The 25,339-nt window shown below is 70.7% G+C and carries 26 protein-coding genes; 13 read left to right on the top strand and 13 right to left on the bottom strand.

Annotated elements, in window-relative coordinates; genetic code table 11:
• Positions 1-436 precede the first annotated feature (436 nt).
• Complete coding sequence (gene upp / locus ACWDY5_RS16450) at positions 437-1,060, bottom strand: uracil phosphoribosyltransferase (RefSeq protein WP_449723032.1); 624 nt, start codon at positions 1,058-1,060, stop codon at positions 437-439.
• A 97-nt stretch (positions 1,061-1,157) separates the two neighbouring features.
• On the opposite strand from upp, the gene deoC reads away from it, so the two are divergent.
• From deoC to ACWDY5_RS16435, 3 genes are read left to right on the top strand one after another with little or no spacing between them, the layout of a single operon-like run.
• Positions 1,158-2,162 (top strand): deoxyribose-phosphate aldolase, encoded by a 1,005-nt coding sequence (gene deoC, locus ACWDY5_RS16445; protein ID WP_449723031.1) that lies wholly within the window; start codon positions 1,158-1,160, stop codon positions 2,160-2,162.
• A gap of 1 nt (position 2,163) precedes the next feature.
• The gene (locus ACWDY5_RS16440) at positions 2,164-3,603 is read left to right on the top strand and encodes an aldehyde dehydrogenase family protein (RefSeq protein WP_252486252.1); all 1,440 of its coding nucleotides are present in this window, start codon (positions 2,164-2,166) and stop codon (positions 3,601-3,603) included.
• Positions 3,596-4,462, top strand: coding sequence for an aldehyde dehydrogenase family protein (locus ACWDY5_RS16435; RefSeq protein ID WP_283663038.1), 867 nt, complete (start codon positions 3,596-3,598; stop codon positions 4,460-4,462). Before ACWDY5_RS16440 ends, ACWDY5_RS16435 begins: the two co-directional genes overlap by 8 nt.
• Positions 4,463-4,498: 36 nt before the next feature.
• Here ACWDY5_RS16435 and ACWDY5_RS16430 read toward each other — a convergent pair whose 3' ends face one another.
• The 3 genes from ACWDY5_RS16430 to ACWDY5_RS16420 form a co-directional block, all read right to left on the bottom strand.
• Positions 4,499-5,023, bottom strand: coding sequence for a hypothetical protein (locus ACWDY5_RS16430; RefSeq protein WP_449723030.1), 525 nt, complete (start codon positions 5,021-5,023; stop codon positions 4,499-4,501).
• A 39-nt stretch (positions 5,024-5,062) separates the two neighbouring features.
• Positions 5,063-5,644, bottom strand: a complete 582-nt coding sequence (locus ACWDY5_RS16425; protein WP_283663037.1) for an SMI1/KNR4 family protein — start codon at positions 5,642-5,644, stop codon at positions 5,063-5,065.
• A gap of 134 nt (positions 5,645-5,778) precedes the next feature.
• Complete coding sequence (locus ACWDY5_RS16420; RefSeq protein ID WP_283663036.1) at positions 5,779-6,144, bottom strand: PadR family transcriptional regulator; 366 nt, start codon at positions 6,142-6,144, stop codon at positions 5,779-5,781.
• A 211-nt stretch (positions 6,145-6,355) separates the two neighbouring features.
• On the opposite strand from ACWDY5_RS16420, the gene ACWDY5_RS16415 reads away from it, so the two are divergent.
• The 5 genes from ACWDY5_RS16415 (at position 6,356) to ACWDY5_RS16395 (ending at position 10,016) form a co-directional block, all read left to right on the top strand.
• Positions 6,356-6,676 (top strand): hypothetical protein, encoded by a 321-nt coding sequence (locus ACWDY5_RS16415; RefSeq protein WP_449723029.1) that lies wholly within the window; start codon positions 6,356-6,358, stop codon positions 6,674-6,676.
• Between the two features lie 19 nt (positions 6,677-6,695).
• On the top strand, positions 6,696-7,853 hold the full coding sequence (locus tag ACWDY5_RS16410) for a C40 family peptidase (protein ID WP_449723028.1): 1,158 nt from the start codon (positions 6,696-6,698) through the stop codon (positions 7,851-7,853).
• A gap of 14 nt (positions 7,854-7,867) precedes the next feature.
• A complete protein-coding gene (locus ACWDY5_RS16405) occupies positions 7,868-8,269 on the top strand; it encodes a YbaB/EbfC family nucleoid-associated protein (protein WP_449723027.1) in 402 nt (133 codons plus the stop codon).
• The gene (locus ACWDY5_RS16400) at positions 8,266-8,730 is read left to right on the top strand and encodes a YbaB/EbfC family nucleoid-associated protein (protein ID WP_449723026.1); all 465 of its coding nucleotides are present in this window, start codon (positions 8,266-8,268) and stop codon (positions 8,728-8,730) included. The genes ACWDY5_RS16405 and ACWDY5_RS16400 overlap by 4 nt, the downstream gene beginning before the upstream one ends.
• Before the next feature lie 62 nt (positions 8,731-8,792).
• Positions 8,793-10,016, top strand: coding sequence for a primosomal protein (locus ACWDY5_RS16395; protein WP_449723025.1), 1,224 nt, complete (start codon positions 8,793-8,795; stop codon positions 10,014-10,016).
• 60 nt (positions 10,017-10,076) lie between these two features.
• Here ACWDY5_RS16395 and ACWDY5_RS16390 read toward each other — a convergent pair whose 3' ends face one another.
• Both ACWDY5_RS16390 and ACWDY5_RS16385 read right to left on the bottom strand, forming a co-directional pair.
• Positions 10,077-11,165 carry an adenosine deaminase gene (locus ACWDY5_RS16390; protein ID WP_449723024.1) on the bottom strand — a complete coding sequence of 363 codons (1,089 nt, stop codon included), beginning with the start codon at positions 11,163-11,165 and terminating at the stop codon, positions 10,077-10,079.
• Positions 11,150-11,872 carry a class I SAM-dependent methyltransferase gene (locus tag ACWDY5_RS16385; RefSeq protein ID WP_449723023.1) on the bottom strand — a complete coding sequence of 241 codons (723 nt, stop codon included), beginning with the start codon at positions 11,870-11,872 and terminating at the stop codon, positions 11,150-11,152. The genes ACWDY5_RS16390 and ACWDY5_RS16385 overlap by 16 nt, the downstream gene beginning before the upstream one ends.
• A gap of 403 nt (positions 11,873-12,275) precedes the next feature.
• Here ACWDY5_RS16385 and ACWDY5_RS16380 point away from each other — a divergent pair, with 403 nt between their 5' ends.
• A complete protein-coding gene (locus ACWDY5_RS16380; RefSeq protein ID WP_449723087.1) occupies positions 12,276-13,574 on the top strand; it encodes a hypothetical protein in 1,299 nt (432 codons plus the stop codon).
• Positions 13,575-14,171: 597 nt separating this feature from the next.
• Here ACWDY5_RS16380 and ACWDY5_RS16375 read toward each other — a convergent pair.
• From ACWDY5_RS16375 to ACWDY5_RS16345, 7 genes are all read right to left on the bottom strand, one after another.
• A complete protein-coding gene (locus ACWDY5_RS16375; RefSeq protein ID WP_449723022.1) occupies positions 14,172-14,324 on the bottom strand; it encodes a hypothetical protein in 153 nt (50 codons plus the stop codon).
• Positions 14,325-14,692: 368 nt separating this feature from the next.
• Positions 14,693-15,970, bottom strand: coding sequence for a thymidine phosphorylase (locus ACWDY5_RS16370; RefSeq protein ID WP_449723021.1), 1,278 nt, complete (start codon positions 15,968-15,970; stop codon positions 14,693-14,695).
• Positions 15,967-16,368, bottom strand: coding sequence for a cytidine deaminase (locus ACWDY5_RS16365; RefSeq protein WP_449723020.1), 402 nt, complete (start codon positions 16,366-16,368; stop codon positions 15,967-15,969). The genes ACWDY5_RS16370 and ACWDY5_RS16365 overlap by 4 nt, the downstream gene beginning before the upstream one ends.
• 2 nt (positions 16,369-16,370) lie before the next feature.
• Positions 16,371-17,639 carry an ABC transporter permease gene (locus tag ACWDY5_RS16360; RefSeq protein WP_449723019.1) on the bottom strand — a complete coding sequence of 423 codons (1,269 nt, stop codon included), beginning with the start codon at positions 17,637-17,639 and terminating at the stop codon, positions 16,371-16,373.
• Positions 17,636-18,709, bottom strand: a complete 1,074-nt coding sequence (locus ACWDY5_RS16355) for an ABC transporter permease (RefSeq protein ID WP_283666092.1) — start codon at positions 18,707-18,709, stop codon at positions 17,636-17,638. Before ACWDY5_RS16355 ends, ACWDY5_RS16360 begins: the two co-directional genes overlap by 4 nt.
• A gap of 2 nt (positions 18,710-18,711) precedes the next feature.
• Positions 18,712-20,274 carry an ABC transporter ATP-binding protein gene (locus tag ACWDY5_RS16350; RefSeq protein ID WP_449723018.1) on the bottom strand — a complete coding sequence of 521 codons (1,563 nt, stop codon included), beginning with the start codon at positions 20,272-20,274 and terminating at the stop codon, positions 18,712-18,714.
• An 80-nt stretch (positions 20,275-20,354) separates the two neighbouring features.
• The gene (locus ACWDY5_RS16345; protein ID WP_449723086.1) at positions 20,355-21,491 is read right to left on the bottom strand and encodes a BMP family lipoprotein; all 1,137 of its coding nucleotides are present in this window, start codon (positions 21,489-21,491) and stop codon (positions 20,355-20,357) included.
• A gap of 393 nt (positions 21,492-21,884) precedes the next feature.
• Here ACWDY5_RS16345 and sdhC point away from each other — a divergent pair, with 393 nt between their 5' ends.
• Genes sdhC through ACWDY5_RS16325 form a run of 4 tightly spaced genes read left to right on the top strand, consistent with a single transcriptional unit; the run spans position 21,885 to position 25,285 of the window.
• Positions 21,885-22,310 (top strand): succinate dehydrogenase, cytochrome b556 subunit, encoded by a 426-nt coding sequence (gene sdhC / locus ACWDY5_RS16340; protein WP_252486235.1) that lies wholly within the window; start codon positions 21,885-21,887, stop codon positions 22,308-22,310.
• 1 nt (position 22,311) lies between these two features.
• Positions 22,312-22,737 carry a succinate dehydrogenase hydrophobic membrane anchor subunit gene (locus ACWDY5_RS16335; protein ID WP_449723017.1) on the top strand — a complete coding sequence of 142 codons (426 nt, stop codon included), beginning with the start codon at positions 22,312-22,314 and terminating at the stop codon, positions 22,735-22,737.
• Between the two features lie 14 nt (positions 22,738-22,751).
• Positions 22,752-24,503 carry a succinate dehydrogenase flavoprotein subunit gene (sdhA, locus tag ACWDY5_RS16330; RefSeq protein ID WP_449723016.1) on the top strand — a complete coding sequence of 584 codons (1,752 nt, stop codon included), beginning with the start codon at positions 22,752-22,754 and terminating at the stop codon, positions 24,501-24,503.
• On the top strand, positions 24,503-25,285 hold the full coding sequence (locus ACWDY5_RS16325) for a succinate dehydrogenase iron-sulfur subunit (RefSeq protein WP_252486233.1): 783 nt from the start codon (positions 24,503-24,505) through the stop codon (positions 25,283-25,285). Before sdhA ends, ACWDY5_RS16325 begins: the two co-directional genes overlap by 1 nt.
• Positions 25,286-25,339 lie beyond the last annotated feature (54 nt).

The following is a 25,339-nucleotide window of genomic DNA, read 5'->3' as shown; positions in this document are numbered from 1 at the left end:
GGGCTGGGGTCAGTGGCACCCAGGCCCCGGCCGGAAGCCGGTCACCTCGATCCGCCGCGGACAGGGAGTCATGACGCGGGTATGGCGATCTGCGGCAGCCATCGCGACCTCATCTCTTCAGGGCTCCCAGGGTTGGCGGACCCATGGCGTGGGTGGAGCGCGTGCGAGGCGGCGGCGGCGGAACTCAGGTGGTGCGGGCACGGTGTCAGCGCGCTTGCAAACACCATGTGGTTCAGACCACAGAACGTCAAGGTCTAGACCAATCAGTCACTCGTTCGGCCTAGCGAAACGTGAATGTCGTTCCGCCACAAGCGATTGGGCTAAGCGGCCAGGTGTTCACTGGTCCAAATGGACCCACGATCGGACCAAGCCGAAGGGCCTGCCCACGACAGTCGTGGGCAGGCCCTTCGGCGGGTCGACCGGTGCCGAGCTGCGGTTACACCGCCCCGTAGAGGCGGTCCCCGGCATCGCCGAGGCCGGGCACGATGAACCCGGAGTCATTGAGCCGTTCGTCCACGCTGGCGGTGACCACGCGCACCGGAAGGCCAGAGGAGGCCAGCTTCTCCACCCCTTCGGGCGCGGCCAGCACGCACACCGCGGTGATGTCGGTGGCGCCCCGGTCCACCAGCAGCCGGATGGTGTAGATCATCGAGCCGCCGGTGGCCAGCATCGGGTCCAGCACCAGCACCGGGCGCCCGGCCAGGCTCACCGGCAGCGACTCCAGGTACGGGGTCGGCTGCAGGGTCTCCTCGTCGCGGGCCAGGCCGACGAAGCCCATCTGCGCGTCCGGGATCAGGTCGTGCGCCTGGTCGGCCATGCCCAGCCCGGCCCGCAGCACCGGCACCAGCAGCGGCGGGTTGGCCAGCCGGAAACCGTCGGTGCGGGCCACCGGCGTGTGGATGCGCTCCACCGCCTCCGGCGCGTCCCGCATGGCCTCGTAGATCAGCATCTGGGTGAGTTCCTGGAGCGCGGCGCGGAACGCGGCGCTGTCGGTCCTCGCGTCGCGCATGGTGGTGAGCCGGGCGCGGGTCAGCGGGTGGTCGACGACGAGAACGTCCATGACCGAAGACGGTAGCGCGATGGTCCATTTGGGTCTTGAACTGCCGGTTGTGGATGGTTGACAAGGTGAGGGCCGTCACGACCCTAGACTCAGGTCCATGGCTGCACCGTCATCGGCGACGGCTGCCGGACCGGGCGTACCCGCCCCCTCCGGTGGACCGGCGCTCCCCCCTGAACTGGCCGACGCGACCAGGGACGACACCGCGCTGCGCCGGTTCCTGCACGGCCTGCCCGGCGTGGACGCGGTCGGGCTCGAGCAGCGCGCCGCCACCCTGGCCACCCGGAGCATCAAGAAGGCATCCAAGCTCTGGGCCATCGACACCGCCATCAGCATGGTCGACCTGACCACGCTGGAGGGCGCCGACACCCAGGGCAAGGTGCGCACGCTGTGCGCGAAGGCGCGCAGGCCCGATCCGGACTACCCGGAGGTGCCCAGGGTCGGCGCGGTCTGCGTGTACCCCGACCTGGTGGCCACCGCGGTCGAGGCGCTGGCCGGCAGCGGGGTCGGCATCGCCAGTGTGGCCACCGCGTTCCCCTCCGGGCGGTCCAACCGCACGGTGAAGCTGGCCGACACGCAAATGGCGGTGGAGGCGGGCGCGACCGAGATCGACATGGTGATCGACCGGGGCGCGTTCCTGTCCGGGCGCTACGGCCAGGTCTTCGAGGAGATCAAGGCGGTCAAGGCAGTCTGCGGCGAGGCACACCTCAAGGTCATCCTGGAGACCGGCGAACTGGCCACCTACGACAACATCCGCCGGGCCTCCTGGCTGGCGCTGCTGGCCGGTGGCGACTTCATCAAGACCTCCACCGGCAAGGTCTCCCCCGCCGCCACCCTGCCCACCACGCACCTGATGCTGCAGGCGGTGCGGGACTGGCGGGACCAGACCGGCGAGCTGCGCGGGGTCAAGCCGGCCGGCGGCATCCGCACCACCAAGGACGCGGTCCGGTACCTGGTCGCGGTGCACGAGGTGGCGGGCCCGGAGTGGCTGACCAACACGCTGTTCCGGTTCGGCGCCTCCAGCCTGCTCAACGACCTGCTGATGCAGCGGCGGACCCAGCTTGAGGGCCACTACAGCGGCCCCGACTACGTGACGGTGGACTGAGATGAGCAATCCCGTGTGGGAGTACGCCCCGGCCCCGGAGTCCAGGGCGATCGCCAACCTCAAGGCGAACTACCAGATGTTCGTCGACGGCAAGTTCGTCGACGGTGCGGGCGAGCCGCTGAAGACGGTGAACCCGGCCACCGAGGAGGTGCTCGCCGAGGTGAGCACCGCCGCGCCGTCCGATGTGGACACCGCGGTCAAGGCGGCCAGGCGCGCCTACGACAAGGTGTGGGGCCGGATGCCCGGCGCCGAGCGGGCCAAGTACCTGTTCCGGATCGCGCGGATCATGCAGGAGCGCGGCCGCGAGCTGGCCGTGCTGGAGACCCTGGACAACGGCAAGCCGATCAAGGAGTCGCGGGACGTCGACGTGCCGACCGCGGCCGCGCACTTCTTCCACCACGCGGGCTGGGCGGACAAGCTCGGCTACGCGGGCTACGGACCGGACCCCAGGCCGCTGGGCGTGGCCGGTCAGGTCATCCCGTGGAACTTCCCGCTGCTGATGCTGGCCTGGAAGATCGCTCCCGCGCTGGCCTGCGGCAACACCGTGGTGCTCAAGCCAGCCGAGACCACCCCGCTGACCGCGCTGGTCTTCGGCGAGATCTGCCAGCAGGCCGGACTGCCCGCCGGGGTGGTCAACATCCTGCCCGGCGCCGGTGACGTGGGCAGCGAGCTGGTCAACCACGGCGGCATCGACAAGGTGGCCTTCACCGGGTCCACCGACGTCGGCAAGCTGATCCAGAAGTCGCTGGCGGGCACCGGGCGCAAGCTCACCCTGGAGCTCGGTGGCAAGGCCGCCAACGTGGTCTTCGACGACGCGCCGCTGGACCAGGCGGTCGAGGGCATCGTCAACGGCATCTTCTTCAACCAGGGCCACGTGTGCTGCGCGGGTTCCCGGCTGCTGGTGCAGGAGTCCATCGCCGAGGAGCTGATGGCCAAGCTGCGGGCCAGGGTGTCCACGCTGCGCCTTGGCGACCCGATGGACAAGAACACCGACATCGGCGCGATCAACTCCAAGCCGCAGCTGGAGCGGATCCGCGAGCTGGTGGCCTCTGGCGACGCGGACGGCGCGGAGCGCTGGACCAGCCCGTGTCCGGTGCCGGACAAGGGTTTCTACTTCGCGCCCACGGTGTTCTCCGGTGTGCAGCAGGCCATGCGGATCGCCCGCGAGGAGATCTTCGGCCCGGTGCTTTCGGTGCTCACCTTCCGCACCCCGGCCGAGGCGGTGGCCAAGGCCAACAACACCCCGTACGGGCTCTCCGCGGGCATCTGGACCGAGAAGGGCTCGCGCATCCTGTGGATGGCGCAGCAGCTGCGGGCCGGTGTGGTGTGGGCCAACACGTTCAACCGGTTCGACCCGACCGCGCCCTTCGGCGGGTTCGGCGAGTCGGGCTTCGGCCGCGAGGGCGGCCGGGCGGGTCTGGAGGCGTACCTCGATGTCTGAGCGGATCAGCGTGGCCAAGACCTACAAGCTGTACGTGGGCGGGAAGTTCCCCCGCTCCGAGTCCGGACGGGTGTACCCGGTGAACGACGCACGCGGGAAGTTCCTCGCCAACGCGTCCCTGGCCTCGCGCAAGGACGCGCGGGACGCCGTGGGCGCGGCCAGGTCGGCCTTCGCCAAGTGGTCCGGCGCCACCGCCTACAACCGCGGCCAGGTGCTCTACCGGGTGGCCGAGATGCTGGAGGGCCGCCGGGAGCAGTTCACCGCCGAGGTGGCCGCCGCCGAGGGGATCGCGGCCAAGAAGGCGGAGACCCTGGTGGACGCCGCGGTGGACCGCTGGGTCTGGTACGCGGGCTGGACGGACAAGCTGGCCACCGTCTTCGGCGCGGCCAACCCGGTGGCGGGCCCGTACTTCTCCTTCACCACCCCTGAGCCCACCGGCGTGGTCGCGGTGTTCGCCCCGCAGTCCTCCTCGCTGCTGGGCCTGGTCAGCGTGGTCGCCCCGGTGATCGCCGCGGGCAACACCTGCGTGGTGGTCACCAGCGAGCAGCGCCCGCTGCCCGCGATCACCCTGTCCGAGGTGCTGGCCACCTCCGACCTGCCGGGCGGCGTGGTCAACCTGCTCACCGGCGGCACCGCGGAGCTCTCCCCGTGGCTGGCCGCGCACGCCGACGTGAACGCGATCGACCCCACCGGCGTGCCGCTGGAGGCGCGCACCGAGCTGGAGCGCGCCGCCGCGGGCACGGTCAAGCGGGTGCTGCGCGCCCCGGCCAAGGAGCCGGACTGGACCGCCGAGCCGGACATCAGCAGGCTGCGCGCATTCCTGGAGCACAAGACGGTCTGGCACCCGACGGGCGTCTGAGCCAGTGGTGGGGGCGACTCCGGCCGCCCCCACCACTCAGCGCGGCAGGATGAGCCAGCGCTGGTCCACGGCCGTGTTCGCCGCCCGCCGGGCCGCCAGCCGTCGGTGCATCCACACGCCGGACCAGGCCAACGCCCCGAACATCAGCAGAGCTGCGACCAGCACCAGCACCGGCACGGCGGGCGAGGCATCCACCAGCACGGTCCGGCGCAGCTCCTCGCCCATCCGCCACCACACGAACGTCTCCGCGGTGGCGGTGATGGCGGACGCGCCTAATGAGGCCCCCGCCAGCACCGCCAGCGCCCTCCCTGGCCGCAGGCGGGCACCGATCTTCCCGGTGCGCCGTACCGACAGGATCTCCGTGAGCACGAGCGCCAGCGGCCCGGCCAGCGTGGCGATCATGCTGCCGGTCGCGCTGACCAGCTCGCCGCTGGTCAGCACTACCCGTCCCTGCTCCAGGTGCGAGAAGCCCTCCATCGCCGCGCCGAGCAACAGCACGGCGACCACCACGCCCAGCACCTGCCAGACCAGGAACCCAGGCTCGTCTTCAACGTTGTACATCTGCCCCCCAGCACTCCCCTGATGTGAACATCGAACCCGTCAGCGAATCCGCCAGTCCAGTCTGCCGTCCGGCGTCACCGTGGGGTGGCTGTGCCCGACCGGCGTGCCGGTCTCCAGGGCCTCGGCCACCTCGAAGACCATCTCCCCCAGGCTGGTCCACTCCGGCTTGTGCACCTCGGAGCGATCCTGGTCCCACTCCAGCACGCAGCCGTGCAGCGGGCCGGGACGCAGGTCGACCACCAGCGCGTCGCCGCAGCCGTCGAAGGCGATCGGCACCCAGGCCGGGTGGAAGCTGCGAGCGGCGGTGCCTGCCTCGGGTTCGGCGTCCGGCTCGGCCCACTGGGCGCGCCAGCGCAGCCTGCGCCACTCCCTGGCGTCGAAGGCGCTGCGGGTGCTGTGCGGGGTGTAGAAGGGCGGGAAGATCTCCGCGAAGTCGGTGCGCACGGTGCCGTCGCACAGCGTCCACCACCGGCGCAGCTCAGCCGGGAAGCTCAGTCCCAGGCGGCGCTCCAGCTCCTCGACCTCGGCGGGCGCCGCGCCCGGCCGGAGCAGTTCATGTGTGGTGGGCGCGCTCGCGGCCAGCCAGGTCCACAGCCGGCCCCAGCCCTCGGCAACGTCCATGAAGCCATGATCGCAGCTCACGGGCCTTTTTGGTGCCGCCAACCCGTGATCATCGTTGGTCCGACCGGAGCAAGTGCCCTAACGAACTCGGCGGAGCCGGCCCCCGACGCCGGCCCCGCCGAACTCTCCCCGAGTCAGCCGGGACTCAGCGCCGCCTCGCGCATACCGCGCTGCACGACCGTGGTCGCCGCGCCCGCGAAGGCCGTCCACTGTGGAGCGTGCTCGGCCAGCAACCGCCTGCCGCTCCGGCTGATCTCGTAGAACTTGCGCCCCGGCCCGCCGTCGCCGGCCCGCCAGGAGCTGTTGAGCAGCCCGCCCTCTTCCAGCCGGTTGAGCAGCGGGTAGAGCGTGCCGCCCTTGACCTCGCCGAGGCCGGACTCGGCCAGCTGCTGGGAGATCAGGTAGCCGTAGCTCTCCCCGTGCTCGGCGAGCAGGGCGAGCACGGCCAGGTCGAGCACGCCGCGCAGCCACTGCGCCTGCCGCACCTCGACCGGACTCACGACTAGAAGGTATCGCCATCTAGCTGGCTGTGCAACCTAGTCGGTCGCGTGAATCCGGCCATCCGCGCCCACAGGCGGGCTGACGTGCGGCAAGCTGGAGCGCCGGAGACCTGCTTGCCAGGGTCGACAATCGACACAGGCCGGAACCACGACTCTGTTATCCGCGTCGAACCGGCCACAGGGACTCATGGGGAGAGGCAGACGGGGAGCGATGGCCGAGAAGGGTTTCAAGGTCGACCCGGCCGCGTTGACGAGCTACGCCAACGCGGCCAAGGGCATGTCCGGCGACCTGGGCAAGGTCGGCACCGGCACGCTCGCCGGGGCCAACTCGGTGCCGGGCAACGCCTTCGGCAAGATCGGCGCGGAGGTCTCCGGCGCGCTGACACCAGCGGCGCAGGGCATCCTGGACGGCATCGCCGCCGCGGCCAAGGCCCTCGGCGAACTGGGCGCGGCGGTCAGCGGCACGGTGACCGACTACCACCAGCAGGACGCCGAGCACGCGGCCAACGTCAAGCGCTCCGCGCAGCGCTGAGCACAGGGGGATCCACGCCATGTCCGACGTCGAAGCCGTGCTCAACGGGCTGACCGAGCCACTGCGCAACAACCTCAAGGACCTGGAGGGCGACCACGGCGCGGCCCAGCGCGCGGCCACCGCCTTCGGCCAGGCCAACACCGCGCTGGCCGACCTCAAGGGCAAGCACAACGGCGCGTTCAAGGGCGCGATGAACGGCTGGTACGGCGACCGCGCGAACGTCTTCCAGGGCCGGGTCGCCACCCTGGAGGGCTCGCTGGACAAGCTGGCCGCCAACTGCAAGACCGCCCAGGACGCGGTCAACAGCGCGCACAACGCGGTCACCACGGCCAAGGGCAACATCGAGAAGCTGGTCAACGAGCTGCGCGGCACGGTCACCCCGCAGGTCGAGGCCGCACTGGCGGGCAAGCACGGCGGCAACAAGGCCAGCGTGCCGCAGGCCATCCAGCAGTGCTGGTGCACCGCGGCCAACTACCACCTCAAGGGCAACCAGGAGATCACCAAAGCCAAGCAGGCCCTCGGCGAGGCCGCGGGCAAGCTGCGCGGCATCCCCGGGGTGGACGTGGGCTCCCTCGGCGGCATGGGCGGCGCGCTCGGCGGTGGCGTGGACGGCACGAACACCGCGGGATCCAACGGCCGCAACGGTTCCGGCAGCCACGGCAGCGGCTCGGGTTCTGGTTCCGGCTCTGGTTCCGGCTCCGGTGGCGGTGGAGGCGGCGGCGGCGGCGGGGGTGGCGCGCCCGCGTCGAACCTGCCGGTGGCCATCCCGCCGCAGCCCGGCTCCGGCGTGGACGTGAACCTGCCCGGCGGCAAGACCGTGCAGGCGCCCAACGAGATCGCCGCGGCCGCGGTGCGCAAGGCGCTCACCGCGCTGGGCACGCCCTACGTCTGGGCGGCCTCCAACCCGCCGCAGGGCACCGACTGCTCCGGCCTGACCAAGTGGTCCTACGCGGCCGCCGGGTTCGAGCTGCCCCGGCACTCCGCGGCCCAGGCCATGGGCGCGCAGGTGCCGCCCGGCGAGCTGCTGCCCGGCGACCTGGTGGTGTGGAAAGGTCACGTGGCGATGTTCATCGGCGACGGGCAGATCATCGAGGCCGGTGACCCGGTGCAGATCGGCAAGCTGCGCACCACCAACAGCGGCATGCCGTTCATGGGCTTCTTCCGGCCGACCGGCTGAGCGGGGGTAGGTCGATGCACGAGGACTACGTCGAGGCGGACAACGCGCGGGCGGCGGCGAAGATCGCCGAGACCGAGCAGCGGGTGGTGGAGCGGCTGGCGCGCACCGGGCCGGTGCTGGGCAAGTCCTCCTCCGGCGACGGCGCGGTCAGCGTGACCGTGGCGCCCGGCGGGGAGGTCCAGCAGGTCCGGATCGACCCGAGGGCACTGCAGATGGGCTCCGCCCAGCTGGCCGCCGAGGTGCTCAAGCAGGCCCAGCGGGCCACCAGGGACGCGGCCGGGCGGCTGCACCGGTCCCTGCACGGGGTGCTGGACGCCCGCGCCGCCGACGGGCTGAGCGCGCTGGGCATGGCGCCGCAGCCGGTGGCCGACGATGATGACGAGGACGGCGGGTCTTTCCTGCGGAGGACGCGATGAGCGAGCCGTACCAGCCCGATGAGACCCGCGAGGCCGAGGACCGGCTTGAGGCCAGTCAACGGCTGGCGGCGGACATGGCCAGGGTGGTCGGCCAGGCGCGCAGCCAGGACGGCCTGGTCGCGGCCACGGTGAACGCCAGCGGCGAACTGGTGCAGCTGTGGCTGGACGCGGCCGCGGTGAACCTGGGCGCGGACCGGCTCGGCCAGGCGATCACCGAGACCGCGCGGCAGGCCGCCGAGTTCGCCGTGCAGCGCTCCTACAACGTGCTCGCCCGTGCGCTGGGCGATGAGTTCACCGCGGTGGTGGAGGCCGTCGGCGGCACCGTGCCGGCCCGCGCGGCTGGCTGGGACAGCGCCGAGGTGACCGCTCCGGCGGCCACCTCCGGCAGGCAGGCGGCGGCGCCGGAGGAGGACGAGGACGTGTTCTCCTTCGACCTGTCGAGCCTTCGCTCGGACCGGTGATCCAGCACCCGTGGTGAACCCGTAGGCTGCGGCCGAATCCGTCGGCGACCCGGAGGCAGGGAATGGCTCAGGACATCGTCCCCATCGAGCTTGGTCTTCCGCAGGGTGACCTGGTCACACTGTGGGCGCCGAAATGGCGTGAGGACGGCGAGGAGTGGGAGGCCTTCCTCGGCCACGGGGAGGACCTCTACGGCTTCGCCGACGCCGCGCACCTGGCCGCCTACCTGCGCAAGGCCACCGAGCACGACCTCACCGACCACCCGGCCTGGGCGCAGGTGCCCGGCCTGCACGCCGGTGAGCTGATCCCGGACGACGAGCGCCGCTACGACCTGGTCGGCGTGCCCGAGCTGGTCGCCGAGGAGCCGGACACCTGGACCATCGGCGAGCTGGCCGAGACGGTGGCCATCGTGCGCTCGCTGGCCGAGGTGTGCGAGCTGGAGGCCGTGCACGAGGTGCTGGACTCCGCGGACGGGTTCGCGCTGCTCAACCAGGGCACCTACCCGTTCCAGGGCCGCGACGGCGAGGCCCGCTGGAACGACCTGGCCAGGGTTGTCATCGACGAGTGGGACAAGGTCCTGGACGCGATCGACGCCGTGGTCACCCAGCCCGAGGTGGACGAGGCCGCGCTGACCGTGGCCCAGGCCGAGCTGGACGAGCTGGAGACCGAGGAAGAGGACGCCTCCGAGGGCGAGGAGACCGAGGTCGAGGAGGAGCCGACCGGCTTCTGGGCCGAGGTCGGCATCGACCCGATCAAGATCATCACCTCCGTCGGCGAGCACTACACGCTGCGCTGCTACCTCGACGACAAGCCGGTGTTCCTCGGTTCTGAGGGCCGGATCGACGTCTTCGGCTCGCCGCGCGCGCTGGCCCGCTTCCTGGCCACCGGCGAGGGCGACTCGGCCGAGGACCACGACAACGACCTGGCCGCCGTGGTCACCTGGGAGGACGTGGTGGCCGCGGCCACCAACGGCGACCTGGAGATCGAGGTCGAGCAGGACAACACCTACGTGCTGACCGGCCTGCCGGAGGACCTGGCGGGCGGGGTCGAGCAGGTCGACCCGTACCAGCTGGAGCTGGCCGTCGAGCTGATCACCGACGCGGCGCAGTGGGCAGGCGACGACTCGGCGGAGAAGGCGCTGGCCAAGTCGGAGAGCCTGGGCTGGCTGGTCTCCTTCGTGGTCCGGCCGGACCCGAACCGGCTGGCGCCGAGCGCCCCGTTCACCGCCGAGGTGGAGTCCTGGGAGAAGCTGGTCGCGGGCTTCGAGGAACGCCTGCGCACGCACTGAACCCCTTCTGCACAGCGGGGCCGCACCGGATCGCTGGTGCGGCCCCGCTGTCGTTCCGGCTCAGGCCTGGAGCGCGGCGTAGCCCGGCTTGATCACGTCGTTGATGATCGCCAGGCGCTCGTCGAAGCCGATGAAGGCGGACTTCATCGCGTTGACGGTGAACCACTGCAGGTCCGCCCAGCTGTAGCCGAAGGCATCCACCAGCGCGGCCATCTCGCTCGACATCGAGCAGTGGCTCATCAGCCGGTTGTCGGTGTTGACCGTGACCCGGAAGCGCAGCCGGTGCAGCAGGCCGATCGGGTGCTCGGCGATGGAGGCCGCGGCGCCGGTCTGCAGGTTGGAGCTGGGGCACATCTCCAGCGGGATGCGCCGGTCGCGGACGTAGGCGGCGAGACGGCCGAGGTGCACGGTGCCGTCCTCCTCCACCTTGATGTCGTCCACGATCCGCACGCCGTGACCGAGCCGCTCGGCGCCGCAGTGCTGGAGGGCCTCCCAGATCGACGGCAGGCCGAAGGCCTCACCGGCGTGGATGGTGAAGTGCGCGTTCTGCTGGCGCAGGTACTCGAAGGCGTCCAGGTTGCGGGTGGGCGGGAAGCCGGCCTCGGGCCCGGCGATGTCGAAGCCGACCACACCGGCGTCGCGGTACCGGACGGCCAGCTCGGCGATCTCCAGCGAACGGGCGTTCTGCCGCATCGCGCACAGCAGGGTGCCGATCCGGACCTTCTTGCCGCGGGCGGCGGCGGTGGCCTCGCCTTGCCGGAAGCCCTCCTGGACCGCCTCGACGATCTGCTCGAGGGCCAGGCCGCCCTCGGTGAACAGCTCGGGGGCGTAGCGGACCTCGGCGTAGACCACACCGTCGTCGGCGAGGTCCTCGGCGGCCTCGGCGGCCACCCGGACGATCGCGTCGGTGTTCTGCATGACGCCGACGGTGTGCGCGAAGGTCTCGAGGTAGCGGACCAGGGAGCCGGAGTCGGCGGCCTCGGCGAACCAGTCGCCGAGCTCGGCGGCGTCCGTGGTGGGCAGGTTGGCGTAGCCGCCGGCGTCGGCCAGGTCGATGACGGTCTGCGGTCGCAAGCCGCCATCGAGGTGGTCGTGCAGAAGCACCTTGGGTGCGGTGCGGATGGTTTCCAGAGTCACCGGGGTTGACATGGCGACACGGTACCCGCACACGCCCTGACGAACAGGAACACCGGCTTGGTGTTGAGCACCTCGAACAGCCACGGCTCGGCGTCCGGGCCCGGCTCCGGCAGGGGTTCCTCGACCACGTCGATGAGGAACCCGGCCTGTCGGAGCTGGCGGAAGATCTCCGACAGCGGGCGGCGGTAAAGCTCGGCGGTGACCTGCTGGCCGTCCCAGTCCCAGGTCTCGCGGACCAGCTCGGTCCGGTGGTAGTCGGTCTGGTCGCAGAGCAGCCAGCCGGTGATCGGGTGGTGCAGGGAGAAGACCAGCGCGCCGCCGGGCACCAGGCAGCGGCGCAGTTCGGCCAGCAGCGGGGCCCAGTCCTCGACGTAGTGCAGCACCAGCGAGGCCACCACCAGGTCGACGCTGCCGGTGGGCACCAGGTCCAGGGGTTTCTCCAGGTCGGCGCGCTCCACCCGGGCCCGCTCGCCCAGCCGGGCGCGGGTGAGCTCGACCAACCTGGGTTCTCGGTCCAGGGCGAGCACGTCGGCGCCGCGATCGGCCAGCTGCTCGGTCAGCCCGCCCGCGGCGCAGCCGAGTTCGAGGACGCGCTTGCCGGTCAGATCACCGGCCAGGCGCAGCACGGCCGGGCGGTCGTACTGGGTGTTGGGAGCACTGTGCTCGCTGAAGGCGGCGTAGACGTCGGCGTCGGCACCGTAAATCGAATGATCAAGCACCTCCTCGATGGTAACCAGATCGGCGTGTTGCCGGGCCGTTCCGGAGAGCGAGCGCTATGATCATCTGACTTGTGCGGCTAGTGGCAAGTCCACTCTGTCGGATGGTTCTGAGGCGTCGTTGTGGCTGCATTGCCACGCAACGTCGATCATGGTCGGGGATGCATGTAGCTCGAATGGGGAACGCGGTTCTGCGCTGAGCAACCACTGAAGATCAAACCACTGGCGTTTCCTGCAGCCAGTCACCCGAATGGCGTACTCCTGGCCAACTTCCGCCGAAGTTCGGCCGGGGGGCGGTGAACAACAACTCGGGCGACTGGCTAGAGTCGCGTCCGTCGGTCCCCTCCCTTCGACGAAGGTCCCTGCCGTGAGCGAGAACAACCACTCCACAATGTCTTTCGATCGGATGCGCAACACGCTGATTCGCGCAGCCGAGATCCGTGAGAGCGAACAGCAGCAGATCTTCGACGCGCTGGACGAGATCCACGCTCGACTCTCGCCGCTGGAGTCGCTCGGCTCGGTGCGCAAGCGCCTCTCCGAGCTGCCCGATCGCACCGAGGTCAGCGTGCTGGCCGAGCGGCTGGACGAGACCCTCGCCCGGCTGGAGGCCCAGGACGGCGCCATCGCCGGTCTCGGCCGCGCGGTGGAGAGCCTGGTCGACAAGCTGGCCAAGCCCTTCGCCCAGCTGGATGGCCGCCTGGACGGCGTGGCCGGCCGCTTCGAGGGTGTCCAGGGCAAGATGGACGGCCTCGAGGACAAGCTGTCCAACATCCACAAGCGACTTGACGACCTCGGCGGCAACGTCGAGCGGCACCTGGACAAGCAGGACGCCCGCCTGGAGTCGCTGCCCGCCGCGATCACCAACCCGGTGCGCGAGCGCGTCGAGGCGCTGGAGACCGTGTTGCGCGGCCGGATCGACGAGGTGGACGAGGGCGTGCACGAGCACCTCGACGGCACCCGCGAGGCGCTGCAGCGCTCGCTGACCGAGAGCACCGACAACCTGCGCGGCCTGATCTCCGAGGGCACCGACACCCTGCGCAGCTCGATCAACGACGGCAACAACTCGCTGCGCGGCGCGATCGCTGACGGCAACAGCTCGCTGCACGGCGCGATCAGCGAGGGCACCAACACCCTGCGGACCAGCATCACCGAGGGCAACACCGGCCTGCGCAACAGCATCAACGACGGCAACAACAGCCTGCACAACGCGCTGTCCTCGGCCCGCGACGAGCAGAACGAGAAGCTGGACGACCTGCTCTCCCGGCCCGCGGTCGACCCGACCGAGCGCCTGCAGAGCCTGGCCGAGCGCCTGGAAGCCCTCAACGCCCGCCTCGAGCAGGTCGGCGGCCGCATCGACGAGGTCGAGGACAACGTCTCCGGCCGCCTGGGCGACCTGGACGGCAACGTCAAGCAGGGCTTGAACCGGGTCACCGGCGCGGTCACCGAGCGCCCGGACACCGACGCCCTGCTCGGCCTGGTCCGCCAGGCGAACCAGGAGTCCGACCAGCGCCACGCCGGCCAGCTGGACGAGGCCATGGCCACCTTCGCCGAGCTGATCCTCGGCGGCGGCGCGCCCACCCCGCCCCCGCCGCCCGCGGTGATGCCGCGGCAGCAGCGCCGCAGCCGCGCCAAGAGCTCCGGCAAGTCCCGCGACGCGGAAAAGTCCGTCGACCCGGACGGCGTAGACGTCGACATCGACAGCTGACCCAGCACCGCCCACAGCGCCCCGGGAGCCCAGGCCCCCGGGGCGCTGTGCTGTCGAGCGACGGCAAGGACCCAGCGCGGGGCGGCTGGGCCGCCGGATCGCCCCGGGCCGGGGAGCAAAGCGGGGGTTGGGGACGGGGAGAGGGCTGCGGCAGCGCCGGACCGCGACTGCCGAGCACCGGCCCACCGAGCCGCGAGCCACCGGGCACCCGCACCCGCACCCGCACCCGCCACCGGCACCCGCACCGCCACCGGCACCGGCACCGGCACCGGCACCGGCACCGGCACCGGCGACAAGACACCGCGCACCGCGCACCGCGCACCAAGACACGACACTGCGCCCCACCCGCCGGGCCACAACCCACCGCCGGACTGCCGAGCAACCGGACCGCCGGGCCACCAAGCACCGGACCGCCGGGCCACCAGGCACCGGGCCACCAGGCCACCAGGCACGGACCGCTGGGCAGCCGGGCATCGGGTCGTCGGGCACCGGGTCGACGGGCACCGGGTCGACGGGCACCGGGCCGACGGGCCGGGCGGCTCGGGGCGCGGGCGATCGGCCTGGCCGGGGCTGCCCTGCGCCCCACCTCCGCAGGGGTTACCAGGACGGGACGTACAGCCAGTCCACCTGGGTGATCGTGCCCTGTTCGTCGACGGTGACGTCGAAGCCCTCGTCGCGATGTTTGGGCGGGATTCGTGTGAGGTCGGCGAGGAATGTCCGCTCTGTGCTCGCCTTGCCCTTGGCCCTCACGATCTGGGAATTCCGGCCAGCGGAAGCTCGGAATAGGGGCCGCCCGGGAGATCGTTTCGAAGCTTTCGCCGAGGTGTTCCTTCTTTGCTGGGCGGATGTTTGGCAGCCTTCTCGATCTGCTCGAAGTGCTTGCCGGTTTGGAATGGTTTTCGCTGCTCAGCTGAAGTGGGCGGCGGGCTGCTCGCGCTGGTGGTGGGCTGGGTCTGCGAACTCGGGGGCGGCGTGGCGGTGCAGGCAGATGTCGCCGCGACCGCGAGGGCGGGAGAATGCCGAGGGCAATGCGCATGATCCGATAGACGTATGCCGCTCGGACCGGTTGCGCAATTCGTCCGGGGAGTCCGGTTCCCGCCAGCCGCGGTCTCGGTAGTTTAGCCGCGCAGGGTGTCCAAGAGCAGGGCCTTGGTCTCCGGGGCCGATTCGGCGATCCGGTAGCCGCCGTCCAGGGCGGCCAGTGCGGCGGGGATGGCGTCCTCGGTGTTGGTGTGCAGTTCCAGCAGGGGCTGGCCCTTGGTGACCCGGTCGCCGGGTTTGGCGTGGCAGAGGATGCCGGCGGCGTGCTGGACCGGGTCTTCCTTGCGGGCCCGGCCCGCGCCCAGGCGCCAGGCGGCGACGCCGACGGCGTAGGCGTCCAGTTCGGCGAGCACGCCGTCTTCCTGGGCCTCGACCAGGTGCACGTGCGCGGGGGCAGGCAGGGGCGCCTCGGGGTCGCCGCCCTGGGCGCTGATCATGCGGGACCAGGTCTCGTAGGCCTGGCCGGAGGCGAGGACCGGGGCCGGGTCGGTGTCGATGCCGGCGAGTGCGAGCATCTCGCGGGCCAGGGCGATGGTCAGCTCGGTGACGTCGGCCGGGCCGTTGCCCTTGAGCACCTCGACGGACTCGGCCACCTCCACCGCGTTGCCGACCGCGCGGCCCAGCGGGACGGACATGTCGGTGAGCAGGGCGCTGATGTTGAGGCCGTTGGCCTTGCCGATAGCGACCAGGGCCTCGGCCAGGCGGCGGGCGTCGGCCTCGGTCTTCATGAACGCGCCGGTGCCGGACTTGACGTCGAGCACCAGGGACTGGGCGCCCTCGGCGATCTTCTTGCTCATGATCGAGCTGGCGATCAGCGGGATGGCCTCGACCGTGCCGGTCACATCGCGCAGCGCGTACAGCTTGCGGTCGGCCGGGGCCAGGCCCTCGGTGGCCGCGCAGACCACCGCGCCGACCGAGTTCAGCTGGGCGGTGATCTCCGCGGTGGACAGGTTCGCCCGCCAGCCGGGGATGGACTCCAGCTTGTCCAGGGTGCCGCCGGTGTGGCCGAGGCCCCGGCCGGAGAGCTGTGGCACGGCCGCGCCGCAGGCCGCGACCAGCGGGGCCAGCGGGAGGGTGATCTTGTCGCCGACGCCGCCGGTGGAGTGCTTGTCCACCGTGGGCCTGGTGACCGCGGACAGGTCGAGGTGCTCGCCAGAGGCCACCATGGCGGCGGTCCAGCGGGCGGTCTCCTCGGCGGTCATGCCGTTCAGGAAGATCGCCATGGCCAGGGCGGACATCTGCTCATCGGCCACCGCGCCCCGGGTGTAGGCGTCGATCACCCAGTCGATCTGGGCGTCGGTCAATCGATTTCCGTCCCGCTTGGCGCGGATCACGTCAATGGCGTTGTGAGTCATGCTGGCGGCTCCGGCAGCTGGTCGGGTCCGAAGGCATCCGGCAGGACCTCGCTCATCGGCAGGATCCCGCGCGGGGTGTCGAGCAGGCAGTCCGGGCCGCCCAGCTCGTAGAGCACCTGGCGGCAGCGGCCGCAGGGCATCAGCAGCTCGCCGGTGCCCGAGCGGCAGGTCACCGCGACGAAGCGGCCGCCGCCGGTCAGGCGGAGCTGTCCGGCCATCGTGCACTCGGCGCACAGGCCAAGGCCGTAGGAGGCGTTCTCCACGTTGCAGCCGGTGACGATCCGGCCGTCGTCGCAGACGGCCGCCGAGCCCACCTGCAACCCCGAGTAGGGGCAGTAGGCGTGCCCGGCGGCCTTGACCGCGGTCTCGCGCAGCAGTTCCCAGTCCACAGTGGACATTGTCAGCCGCGCCGGTACTCGACGCCGTTCGCCGCCGGTGGCCGCAGTCGTTGCGCGGACACCGCGAGCACCACCAGCGTCACCAGGTGCGGCAGGTAGGTGGTCAGCTGGCTGGGCAGCTCGTCGAAGGACCAGTACACCCAGTACAGGATCAGCGCGCCGGAGACGGTCACCGCGGTGGCCACCCAGCGCCGCCGCCACAGCTGCACCACGACCACCACGCCCAGCGCCAGCACCGCCGCGTACAGCAGCGCGAGCACCGCGCCGCCGCCGCTGCGCAGCTGCAACCCGTCCGCGTAGCCGAACAGCGCGGCGCCGCCGAGCAGGCCGGTGGGCCGCCAGTTGCCGAAGATCAGCGCGGCCAGGCCGATGTAGCCCCGGCCGTTCGTCTGGTTCTCCAGGTAACCGGCCTGGCCGGGGTTGAGCAGCAGCGCCGCCCCGCCCAGCCCGGCCAGCGCGCCGGAGATGATCACCGCGGCGTACTTGTGCAGGTAGACGTTGACGCCCAGCGACTCGGCGGCCACCGGGTTCTCCCCGCAGGAGCGCAGCCGCAGGCCGAACCGGCTGCGCCAGAGCACCAGGTAGGTGACCGGCACCAGCACGAGGGCCAGCATGGTCAGCGGGGACACGTGCGTGACCAGGCCGCGCAGGATGCCCGCCACGTCGGAGATGCCGACCCGCTGCTCGTTCTCCAGCGCGGCCAGCCAGTCGCCGATCGGCTGCAGCGAGAAGGTGTCGAACTTGGGCACCGGCGGCGACTCGCGCGGGTTGTTCGACACCGGCAGGAACAGCAGCGTGGACAGGTACTTGGTCACGCCGGCGCCCAGCAGGTTGATCGCCACACCGGAGACGATGTGGTTGACGCCGAAGGTCACCGTGGCGATGGCGTGCAGCAGGCCGCCCAGCGCGCCGAAGACCGCGGCCGAGACCAGGCCGGCCCACGGACCCCACTGGTAACCGGCCCAGGCGCCGCCCCAGGTGCCGAGGATCATCATGCCCTCGAGGCCGATGTTGACCACGCCGGCGCGCTCGGACCAGAGCCCGCCGAGCCCGGCCAGCAGGATCGGCATGGCCAGCAGCACCGCGGTCTGGAAGGTGCCGGAGGAGGTCAGCTGCGGCACACCGGTCAGGTAGGAGGCGGTGGACAGCGCGACGATCGCCGCGGCCACCAGCAACAGGCCGGTGCCCCAGCTGGGCAGCTTGCGCTGCTGCGGCCCGGACAGGAAGGCCGAGCTCCCTGGGTGCTGCGGGGTGTCGACTACGGCGCTCATGCGGCCACCTCGTCCGTCGTGCCGAGCTGCTGCCCGACCTTGCGTTGTTCGGCCGCCAGGGTGATCCGCCGGACCACCTCGTAGGCCACCACCACCGACAGCACGATCGAGCCCTGCATGATGGTCACGATCTCCTTGGGCACGCCCACGTTCTCCAGCGCGACCGAGGACTTGTCCAGGAAGGCCCACAGCAGCGCGCCGAAGGCGATGCCGACCGGGTGGTTGCGGCCCAGCAGCGCCACCGCGATACCGGTGAAGCCGTAGGCGGCCGGGAAGTTCAGCGTGTAGGTGTAGTCGCGGCCGAGCAGCTCCGGCATGGCGACCAGGCCGGCGATACCGCCGGAGAGCAGCATCGCGACCAGGATCATCTTCTTCGCGTTGACCCCGCCCGCGGTGGCCGCGGTGGCCGACTCGCCGGAGGCGCGCAGCTCGAAGCCGAACCGGGTGCGGTTCATCAGCACCCAGTAGCCGACCCCGGCCAGCACCGCGAGCACGACCAGGCCGAAGACCGTGCCCGCCTCGCCGAGGGACAGGCCGGGCACCCGGCCGGACTCGGCCACCAGCGGCGTGCCCAGGTTGTTGCCGCGCAGCTCGCCGAAGACCGAGTCCTGGATCAGGTACGCGGCGATGCCGGTGGCCACCGCGTTGAGCATGATCGTGGAAATGACCTCGTTCACCCCGCGGGTGATCTTGAGGATGGCCGGGATGGCCGCCCACAGCGCGCCCACCAGCACGGCCACCACCAGGACGAACAGCGTGTGCAGCACCGGCGGCAGCACGACCGAGCCACCGGCGACCATCGCGATGATCGCGGCGATCTTGTACTGGCCCTCGACGCCGATGTTGAACAGCTTCATCTGGAAGCCGATGGCCACCGCGAGCGCGGCCAGGTAGTAGGTGCTGCCGGTGTTGACGATGTCCACCGCGGTGGTGCCCCGGCCGACCTGGGCGATCATCGCGGCGAAGGCTTCCAGCGGGTTGCCGCCGGAGATCATCAGCGCGATCGAGCACAGCAGCAGGGCCGCGGCGATCGCCAGCAGCGGGGGCAGCAGGACAGCGCGGGCGTTCAGCTTCACCGCTCGTCCCCTTCCGGTGCGCCGGCGGCCGCCTCGCCGCCGGTCATGGCCGCACCGAGGTCCTCGGGCGTCACCACGTTCGGGTCGGCGTCGGCCACCAGGCGTCCGCGCGACATGACCTTGATCGAGTCGGAGAGCCCGATCAGCTCGTCCAGGTCCGCCGAGATCAGCAGCACGGCCAGGCCGTTGGCCCGCGCGGTGCGGATCTGCTCCCAGATCACCGCCTGCGCGCCCACGTCCACGCCCCTGGTCGGGTGCGAGGCGATGAGCAGCACCGGGTCCCCGGAGAGCTCGCGGCCGACCACGAGCTTCTGCTGGTTGCCGCCGGAGAGCGCGGCCGCGGGCACCTCGATGCCCGGGGTGCGCACGTCGAACTGCTCGACGATCCGCCGGGTGTCCTCCCGCGCGCCCTCCAGGTCCAGCCAGCGGCCGCGGACCACCGGGCGGCGGGTCTGGTAGCCGAGGATGCGGTTGGCCCACAGGGTCTGGGTGAGCAGCAGGCCCTGCCGGTGCCGGTCCTCCGGCACGTATCCGATCCCGGCCTCTCGCCTGGCCAGCGTGGACTCCTTGGTGATGTCCGCGCCGCCGAGAGAGACCGAGCCACTGTCGATCTTGCGAATGCCCATCACGGCCTCGACCAGCTCGGTCTGGCCGTTGCCCTCCACGCCCGCGATGCCCAGCACCTCGCCGGCGTGCACGGTCAGGGTGATGTGGTCCAGGACCGGCCGCACCCCGCCGTCGGCGCACAGCCGCACCTCGGTGAGGGTGAGCACCGGGCGGTCGGTGACGGTGGACTCGCGGGTCTCCGGGCTGGGCAGCTCGCTGCCGACCATCAGCTCGCCGAGCTGGCGGGAGGTGACGGTCTTGGGGTCGGCGGTGCCGACCGTGCTGCCCCGGCGGATCACGGTGAGGCTGTCCGCGATGGCCCTGACCTCGTCCAGCTTGTGCGAGATGAACAGGAACGTGTAGCCCTGCTCGCGCATGCCGCGCAGGGTGACGAACAGCTCGTCGACCTCCTGCGGCACCAGCACCGCGGTGGGCTCGTCCAGGATGACGATCTTCGCGCCGCGGTAGAGGACCTTGAGGATCTCCACCCGTTGCCGGTCGGCCACGCCGAGGTACTCCACCGGCACGTCCGGGCTGACGTGCAGCCCGGTCTGTCCGGCCAGCTCGGCGATCCGCTTGCGCGCCTTGGCGCCGATGCCGTGCAGCGCCTCGGCGCCCAGCACCACGTTCTCCAGCACGGTGAGGTTGTCGGCGAGCATGAAGTGCTGGTGCACCATGCCGATGCCGGCCTTGATCGCATCCGCCGGCGAGCGGAAGTGCACCTGCTCGCCGTTGACCTCGATCGTGCCCTCGTCCGGCTGCTGCATGCCGTAGAGGATCTTCATCAGCGTGGACTTGCCCGCGCCGTTCTCCCCGCACAGCGCGTGCACCTCGCCCCGCGCCACGCTCAGGTGCACGTCGGAGTTGGCGATCACGCCGGGGAAGCGTTTGGTGATGCCGGCAAGCCGGACCGCGGTCGGCGAGTGCTGGGCGGCATCCGGGGAACTGCTCATCTTCGAGGTCTCCCAGTGGTGGCGGCTAACGCGCGATGGGCCTGGAGCTTGGCCCAGGCCCATCGCGTGTTGTTGCTTGCTCAGCTGCTCGGCTTGTCCGAGACCTTGATCTGACCGGCCACGATCGCGGCCTTGTAGGCGTCCAGCGTGCCCTTGATGTCGTCGATCTTGCCGCCGCTGATGGAGTAGCCGACACCGTCCACGCTCAGGTCGAAGATCTTCGGCAGGGTGGTCAGGTCGTTCTTGGCGGAGGCGGCGATGTAGTCGTAGACGGCCACGTCGACCCGCTTGAGCACCGAGGAGATGATGATGTCCTTGGAGTCCGCGACGGTGGTCTGCTTGTACTGGTCGGAGTCCACCCCGATGGCCAGCGCGCCCCGGGACTTGGCCGCGCTGAACACGCCCTTGCCGGAGCCGCCCGCGGCCTGGTAGAGCACGTCCGCGCCGCCGTCGATCAGACCGTCCGAGGCGACCTTGCCCTTGTTCGGGTCGTTGAAGCCGGAGAGGTCACCCGCCGGGGTGAGGTACTTCTTCTCGATCTTGATGTTCGGCGCGGCGGCCTTGGCGCCCTGGTAGAAGCCTGCCTCGAACTTCTGGATCAGCGGCACGTTCACGCCGCCGACGAAGCCGACCGAGCACTTCTTGCTCTTGTAGGCGGCGATCACGCCGGCCAGGAAGGAGCCCTGCTCCTCGGCGAAGAGCAGCGGGGTGACGTTCTTCGCGCCCTCCACACCCGCGTCCACGATGGCGAAGCGGGTGTTCGGGAACTGCGCGGCGACCACCTTGAGCGCGTCGGCGTAGGCGAAGCCGATCGCGATGACCGGGTTGTAGCCCTCGCTGGCCAGCTGGCGCAGGCGGCTGGACTTGACGTCCTCGGTGTCGCCGGCGGCGGCCGAGGCCTCCTTGACGTTGCTCTTCTGCAGGCCCAGCTCGGCGATCGCGCGGTCGACACCCGCGGCGGCGGCGTCGTTGAACGACGCGTCACCCCGGCCGCCGATGTCGAAGGTCAGGCCGACCTTGAGCGCCTTGGCGTCGGGCTTGGTCCCGGTCGTGCTGCTGCTGGTGGACCCGGCCGGGGCAGCGGGCGGTGCCGCCTTCTCGCACCCGTTGCCCGTGGCGTTGCCCCCAGGGGCGCCGCCCGGTCCGCTGTCCTTCGCGCACGCGACCAGCGACAGGACGCTGGTGATCGCGACCGCGGCCACCGCGGCGTTTCGCATCCGACGCACGGCTCTCGTCTCCTTCACATGGCCTCGCCGAGCCGCCTCGCGACTGCCCGACACGACCCCCGGCTCCATCGACGGGGGCTTCTACAAACGCCGAACCGTACCCGCCGGTACGACGTCCTCCGCAGGCAGTCTGCCCGACGTGACCGAATTGTTGGGCGCTCCATCCACAGGCCACCCCCGTTCGCACTGAGAGTTCGCGCGCGCGAGTTACGCGCGCGTTGCGACGTGCGCGGGAGTCCCCCTCGGAGCTGTCTCGTCGATCACAGCGGGCTACGCCAAGTGGGTCGCGCAGCGCCTACACGGCTAGCATCCCGTGGGTCAAGGCCCCCGGTACCCGAACACCGGTAGCCAGAGATCCAGCAATGACGTTGGAGGCCGTCCACCATGGCCAGCACTGAGGCCGCGGCAACCCAGCAGCGGGGTTCCCGCGGCGGTGGGAAGCTGTACCGGGGAGACCTGGGGATGTGGTCGTGGGTCGCCCACCGGATCACCGGGGTGCTCACGTTCTTCTTCCTGTTCGTGCACGTCCTGGACACCGCGCTGGTGCGGGTGTCGCCGGAGGCGTACGACAAGGTCATCGCGACCTACAAGGAACCGTTCTTCGTCCTGTTCGAGCTGGGCCTGGTCGCCGCGGTGCTCTTCCACGCGCTCAACGGCATCCGGGTCATGCTGGTGGACTTCTGGGGCAAGGGCCCGCGCTACCAGCGCCCGATGATGTGGACCGTGCTGGTCATCTGGGCCGCGCTGATGATCCCCGGCTCCTACCACCTGCTGGCCAAGGCCTACAGCATGCTGATGGGCGGGATGTGAGATGAGCGCTGACGTGAGCCTGTCCACCCCTGACCTGGCCCCGCCGCGGCACCCGCGCCGCAAGCAGGCCCGCCGGAGCAACTTCGAGCTGGCCAGCTGGCTGTTCATGCGCCTGTCCGGCCTGGTGCTGGTGTTCCTGGTGCTCGGCCACCTGCTGATCATGCTGTTCCTGGACGGCGGCGTGCACAAGGTCAACTTCGCCTTCGTGGCCGGCCGCTGGGCCTCGCCGTTCTGGCAGTTCTGGGACCTGTCCATGCTGTGGCTGGCCATGCTGCACGGCGGCAACGGCATGCGCACGATCATCAACGACTACTCGCGCAAGGACAGCACCCGCTTCTGGCTGACCATGCTGCTGTACGTGTCCGTGATCCTGACAGTCGCGCTCGGCACGTTCGTGATCTTCACCTTCACCCCGAACTTCGGCTGAGCGAGGCTCCCACCATGCAGTTCCACAAGTACGACGTCGTCATCGTCGGCGCTGGTGGCGCCGGGATGCGGGCCGCGATCGAGTCCGGCCAGCGGGCCCGCACCGCGGTGCTGACCAAGCTCTACCCGACCCGGTCGCACACCGGCGCGGCCCAGGGCGGCATGTGCGCCGCGCTGGCCAACGTCGAGGAGGACAACTGGGAGTGGCACACCTTCGACACGGTCAAGGGTGGCGACTACCTGGTTGACCAGGACGCCGCGGAGATCATGGCCAAGGAGGCCATCGACGCGGTGCTCGACCTGGAGAAGATGGGCCTGCCGTTCAACCGCACGCCCGAGGGCAAGATCGACCAGCGCCGCTTCGGCGGGCACACCCGCAACCACGGCGAGGCCGCGGTGCGCAGGGCCTGCTACGCCGCGGACCGCACCGGCCACATGATCCTGCAGACGCTGTACCAGAACTGCGTGAAGCACGGGATCGAGTTCTTCAACGAGTTCTACGTGCTCGACATCTGCCTGACCGAGACCGAGAACGGCCCGGTCTGCTCCGGCGCGGTGGCACTGGAGCTGGCCACCGGCGAGATCCACGTCTTCCAGGCCAAGTCGGTGGTCTTCGCCTCCGGCGGGTTCGGCAAGGTCTTCAAGACCACCTCCAACGCGCACACCCTCACCGGCGACGGCATGGGCATCGTCTTCCGCAAGGGCCTGCCGCTGGAGGACATGGAGTTCTACCAGTTCCACCCGACCGGCCTGGCCGGCCTGGGCATCCTGCTCACCGAGGGCGCCCGCGGCGAGGGCGGCATCCTGCGCAACGCCTCCGGCGAGCGGTTCATGGAGCGTTACGCGCCCACCATCAAGGACCTCGCGCCGCGGGACATGGTCGCCCGCGCGATGGCCACCGAGGTGCGCGAGGGCCGCGGCGCCGGCCCGCACAAGGACTACGTCTACCTCGACCTGACCCACCTGGGCGCCGAGGTGCTGGACGCGAAGCTGCCGGACATCACCGAGTTCTCCCGCACCTACCTCGGCATCGACCCGGTGACCGAGCAGGTGCCGGTGTACCCGACCGCGCACTACGCGATGGGCGGCATCCCGACCAAGATCACCGGCGAGGTGCTGCGGGACAACGACAACGTGGTCCCCGGCCTCTACGCCGCCGGTGAGTGCGCCTGTGTGTCCGTGCACGGCGCGAACCGGCTGGGCACCAACTCGCTGCTGGACATCAACGTCTTCGGCCGCCGCGCGGGCATCGCCGCCGCGGAGTACGCCAAGACGGTCGAGCACACCGAGCTGCCCGCCAACCCGGCCACGCTGGTGGAGAGCATGGTCTCGACCATGCTGGAGTCCACCGGCGGCGAGCGGGTGGCCGACATCCGCGGCGAGCTGCAGACCACGATGGACCTCAACGCCTCGGTCTACCGCACCGAGGAGACGCTCAAGCAGGCCCTGCACGACGTGCAGGCGCTCAAGGAGCGGTACGCGGGCGTGGCGATCCAGGACAAGGGCAAGCGGTTCAACACCGACCTGCTGGAAGCGGTCGAGCTGGGCTTCCTGCTGGAGCTGGCCGAGGTGCTGGTGCAGGGCGCGCTCAACCGCAAGGAGTCCAGGGGCGGGCACGCCCGCGAGGACTACCAGCAGCGGGACGACGTGAACTTCCTGCGGCACACCATGGCCTACAAGCACGGTGACGGCCTGACCGCGGACATCCGCCTGGACTACAAGCCCGTCACCATCACCCGTTACCAGCCGATGGAGCGCAAGTACTGATGACCGCGACTGCTGAGGCCCCCGCGGCTGGTTCCCGCGGCGCCCTTCCCCCCGCCCCCGAGGGGTCCACGCTCGTCACCGTCCGGATCCGCCGGTTCACCCCGGAGACCGACGCGGAGCCGCGCTGGGAGTCCTTCTCGGTGCCCGCGCTGCCCACCGATCGAGTGCTCAACCTGATGCACTACATCAAGTGGTACGTCGACGGGTCGCTGACCTTCCGCCGCTCCTGCGCGCACGGCGTGTGCGGCTCGGACGCGATGCGGATCAACGGCGTGAACCGGCTGGCCTGCAAGGTCCTGGTCAAGGACCTGATGGCGAAGAAGGGCAAGCCGACCACGATCACCCTGGAGCCGATCAAGGGCCTGCCCGTCCACAAGGACCTCCTGGTGGACATGGAGCCCTTCTTCGAGGCCTTCCGCGCGGTCAAGCCATACCTGATCAACTACGGCCAGGACCCGACCAAGGAGCGCATCCAGTCCGCGGCCGACCGCGAGCGCTTCGACGACACCACCAAGTGCATCCTGTGCGCCTGCTGCACCACCAGCTGCCCGGTGTACTGGGTGGAGGGCTCCTACTTCGGCCCGGCCGCGATCGTGAACGCGCACCGCTTCATCTTCGACAGCCGGGACGAGGCCGCCGAGGAGCGCCTGGACATCCTCAACGACGTCGACGGCGTCTGGCGCTGCCGCACCACGTTCAACTGCACCGACGCCTGCCCCCGCGGCATCCAGGTCACCAAGGCGATCCAGGAAGTGAAGCGAGCGCTGCTCTTCCGCCGCTGACCAACGGCCAACACCAGGTACAACAACGGCCAACACGGCGTACGACTTCGGCCA

This window comes from Crossiella sp. NPDC003009 (assembly GCF_053591555.1).
This window is presented reverse-complemented; position numbering and strand designations above follow the sequence as displayed.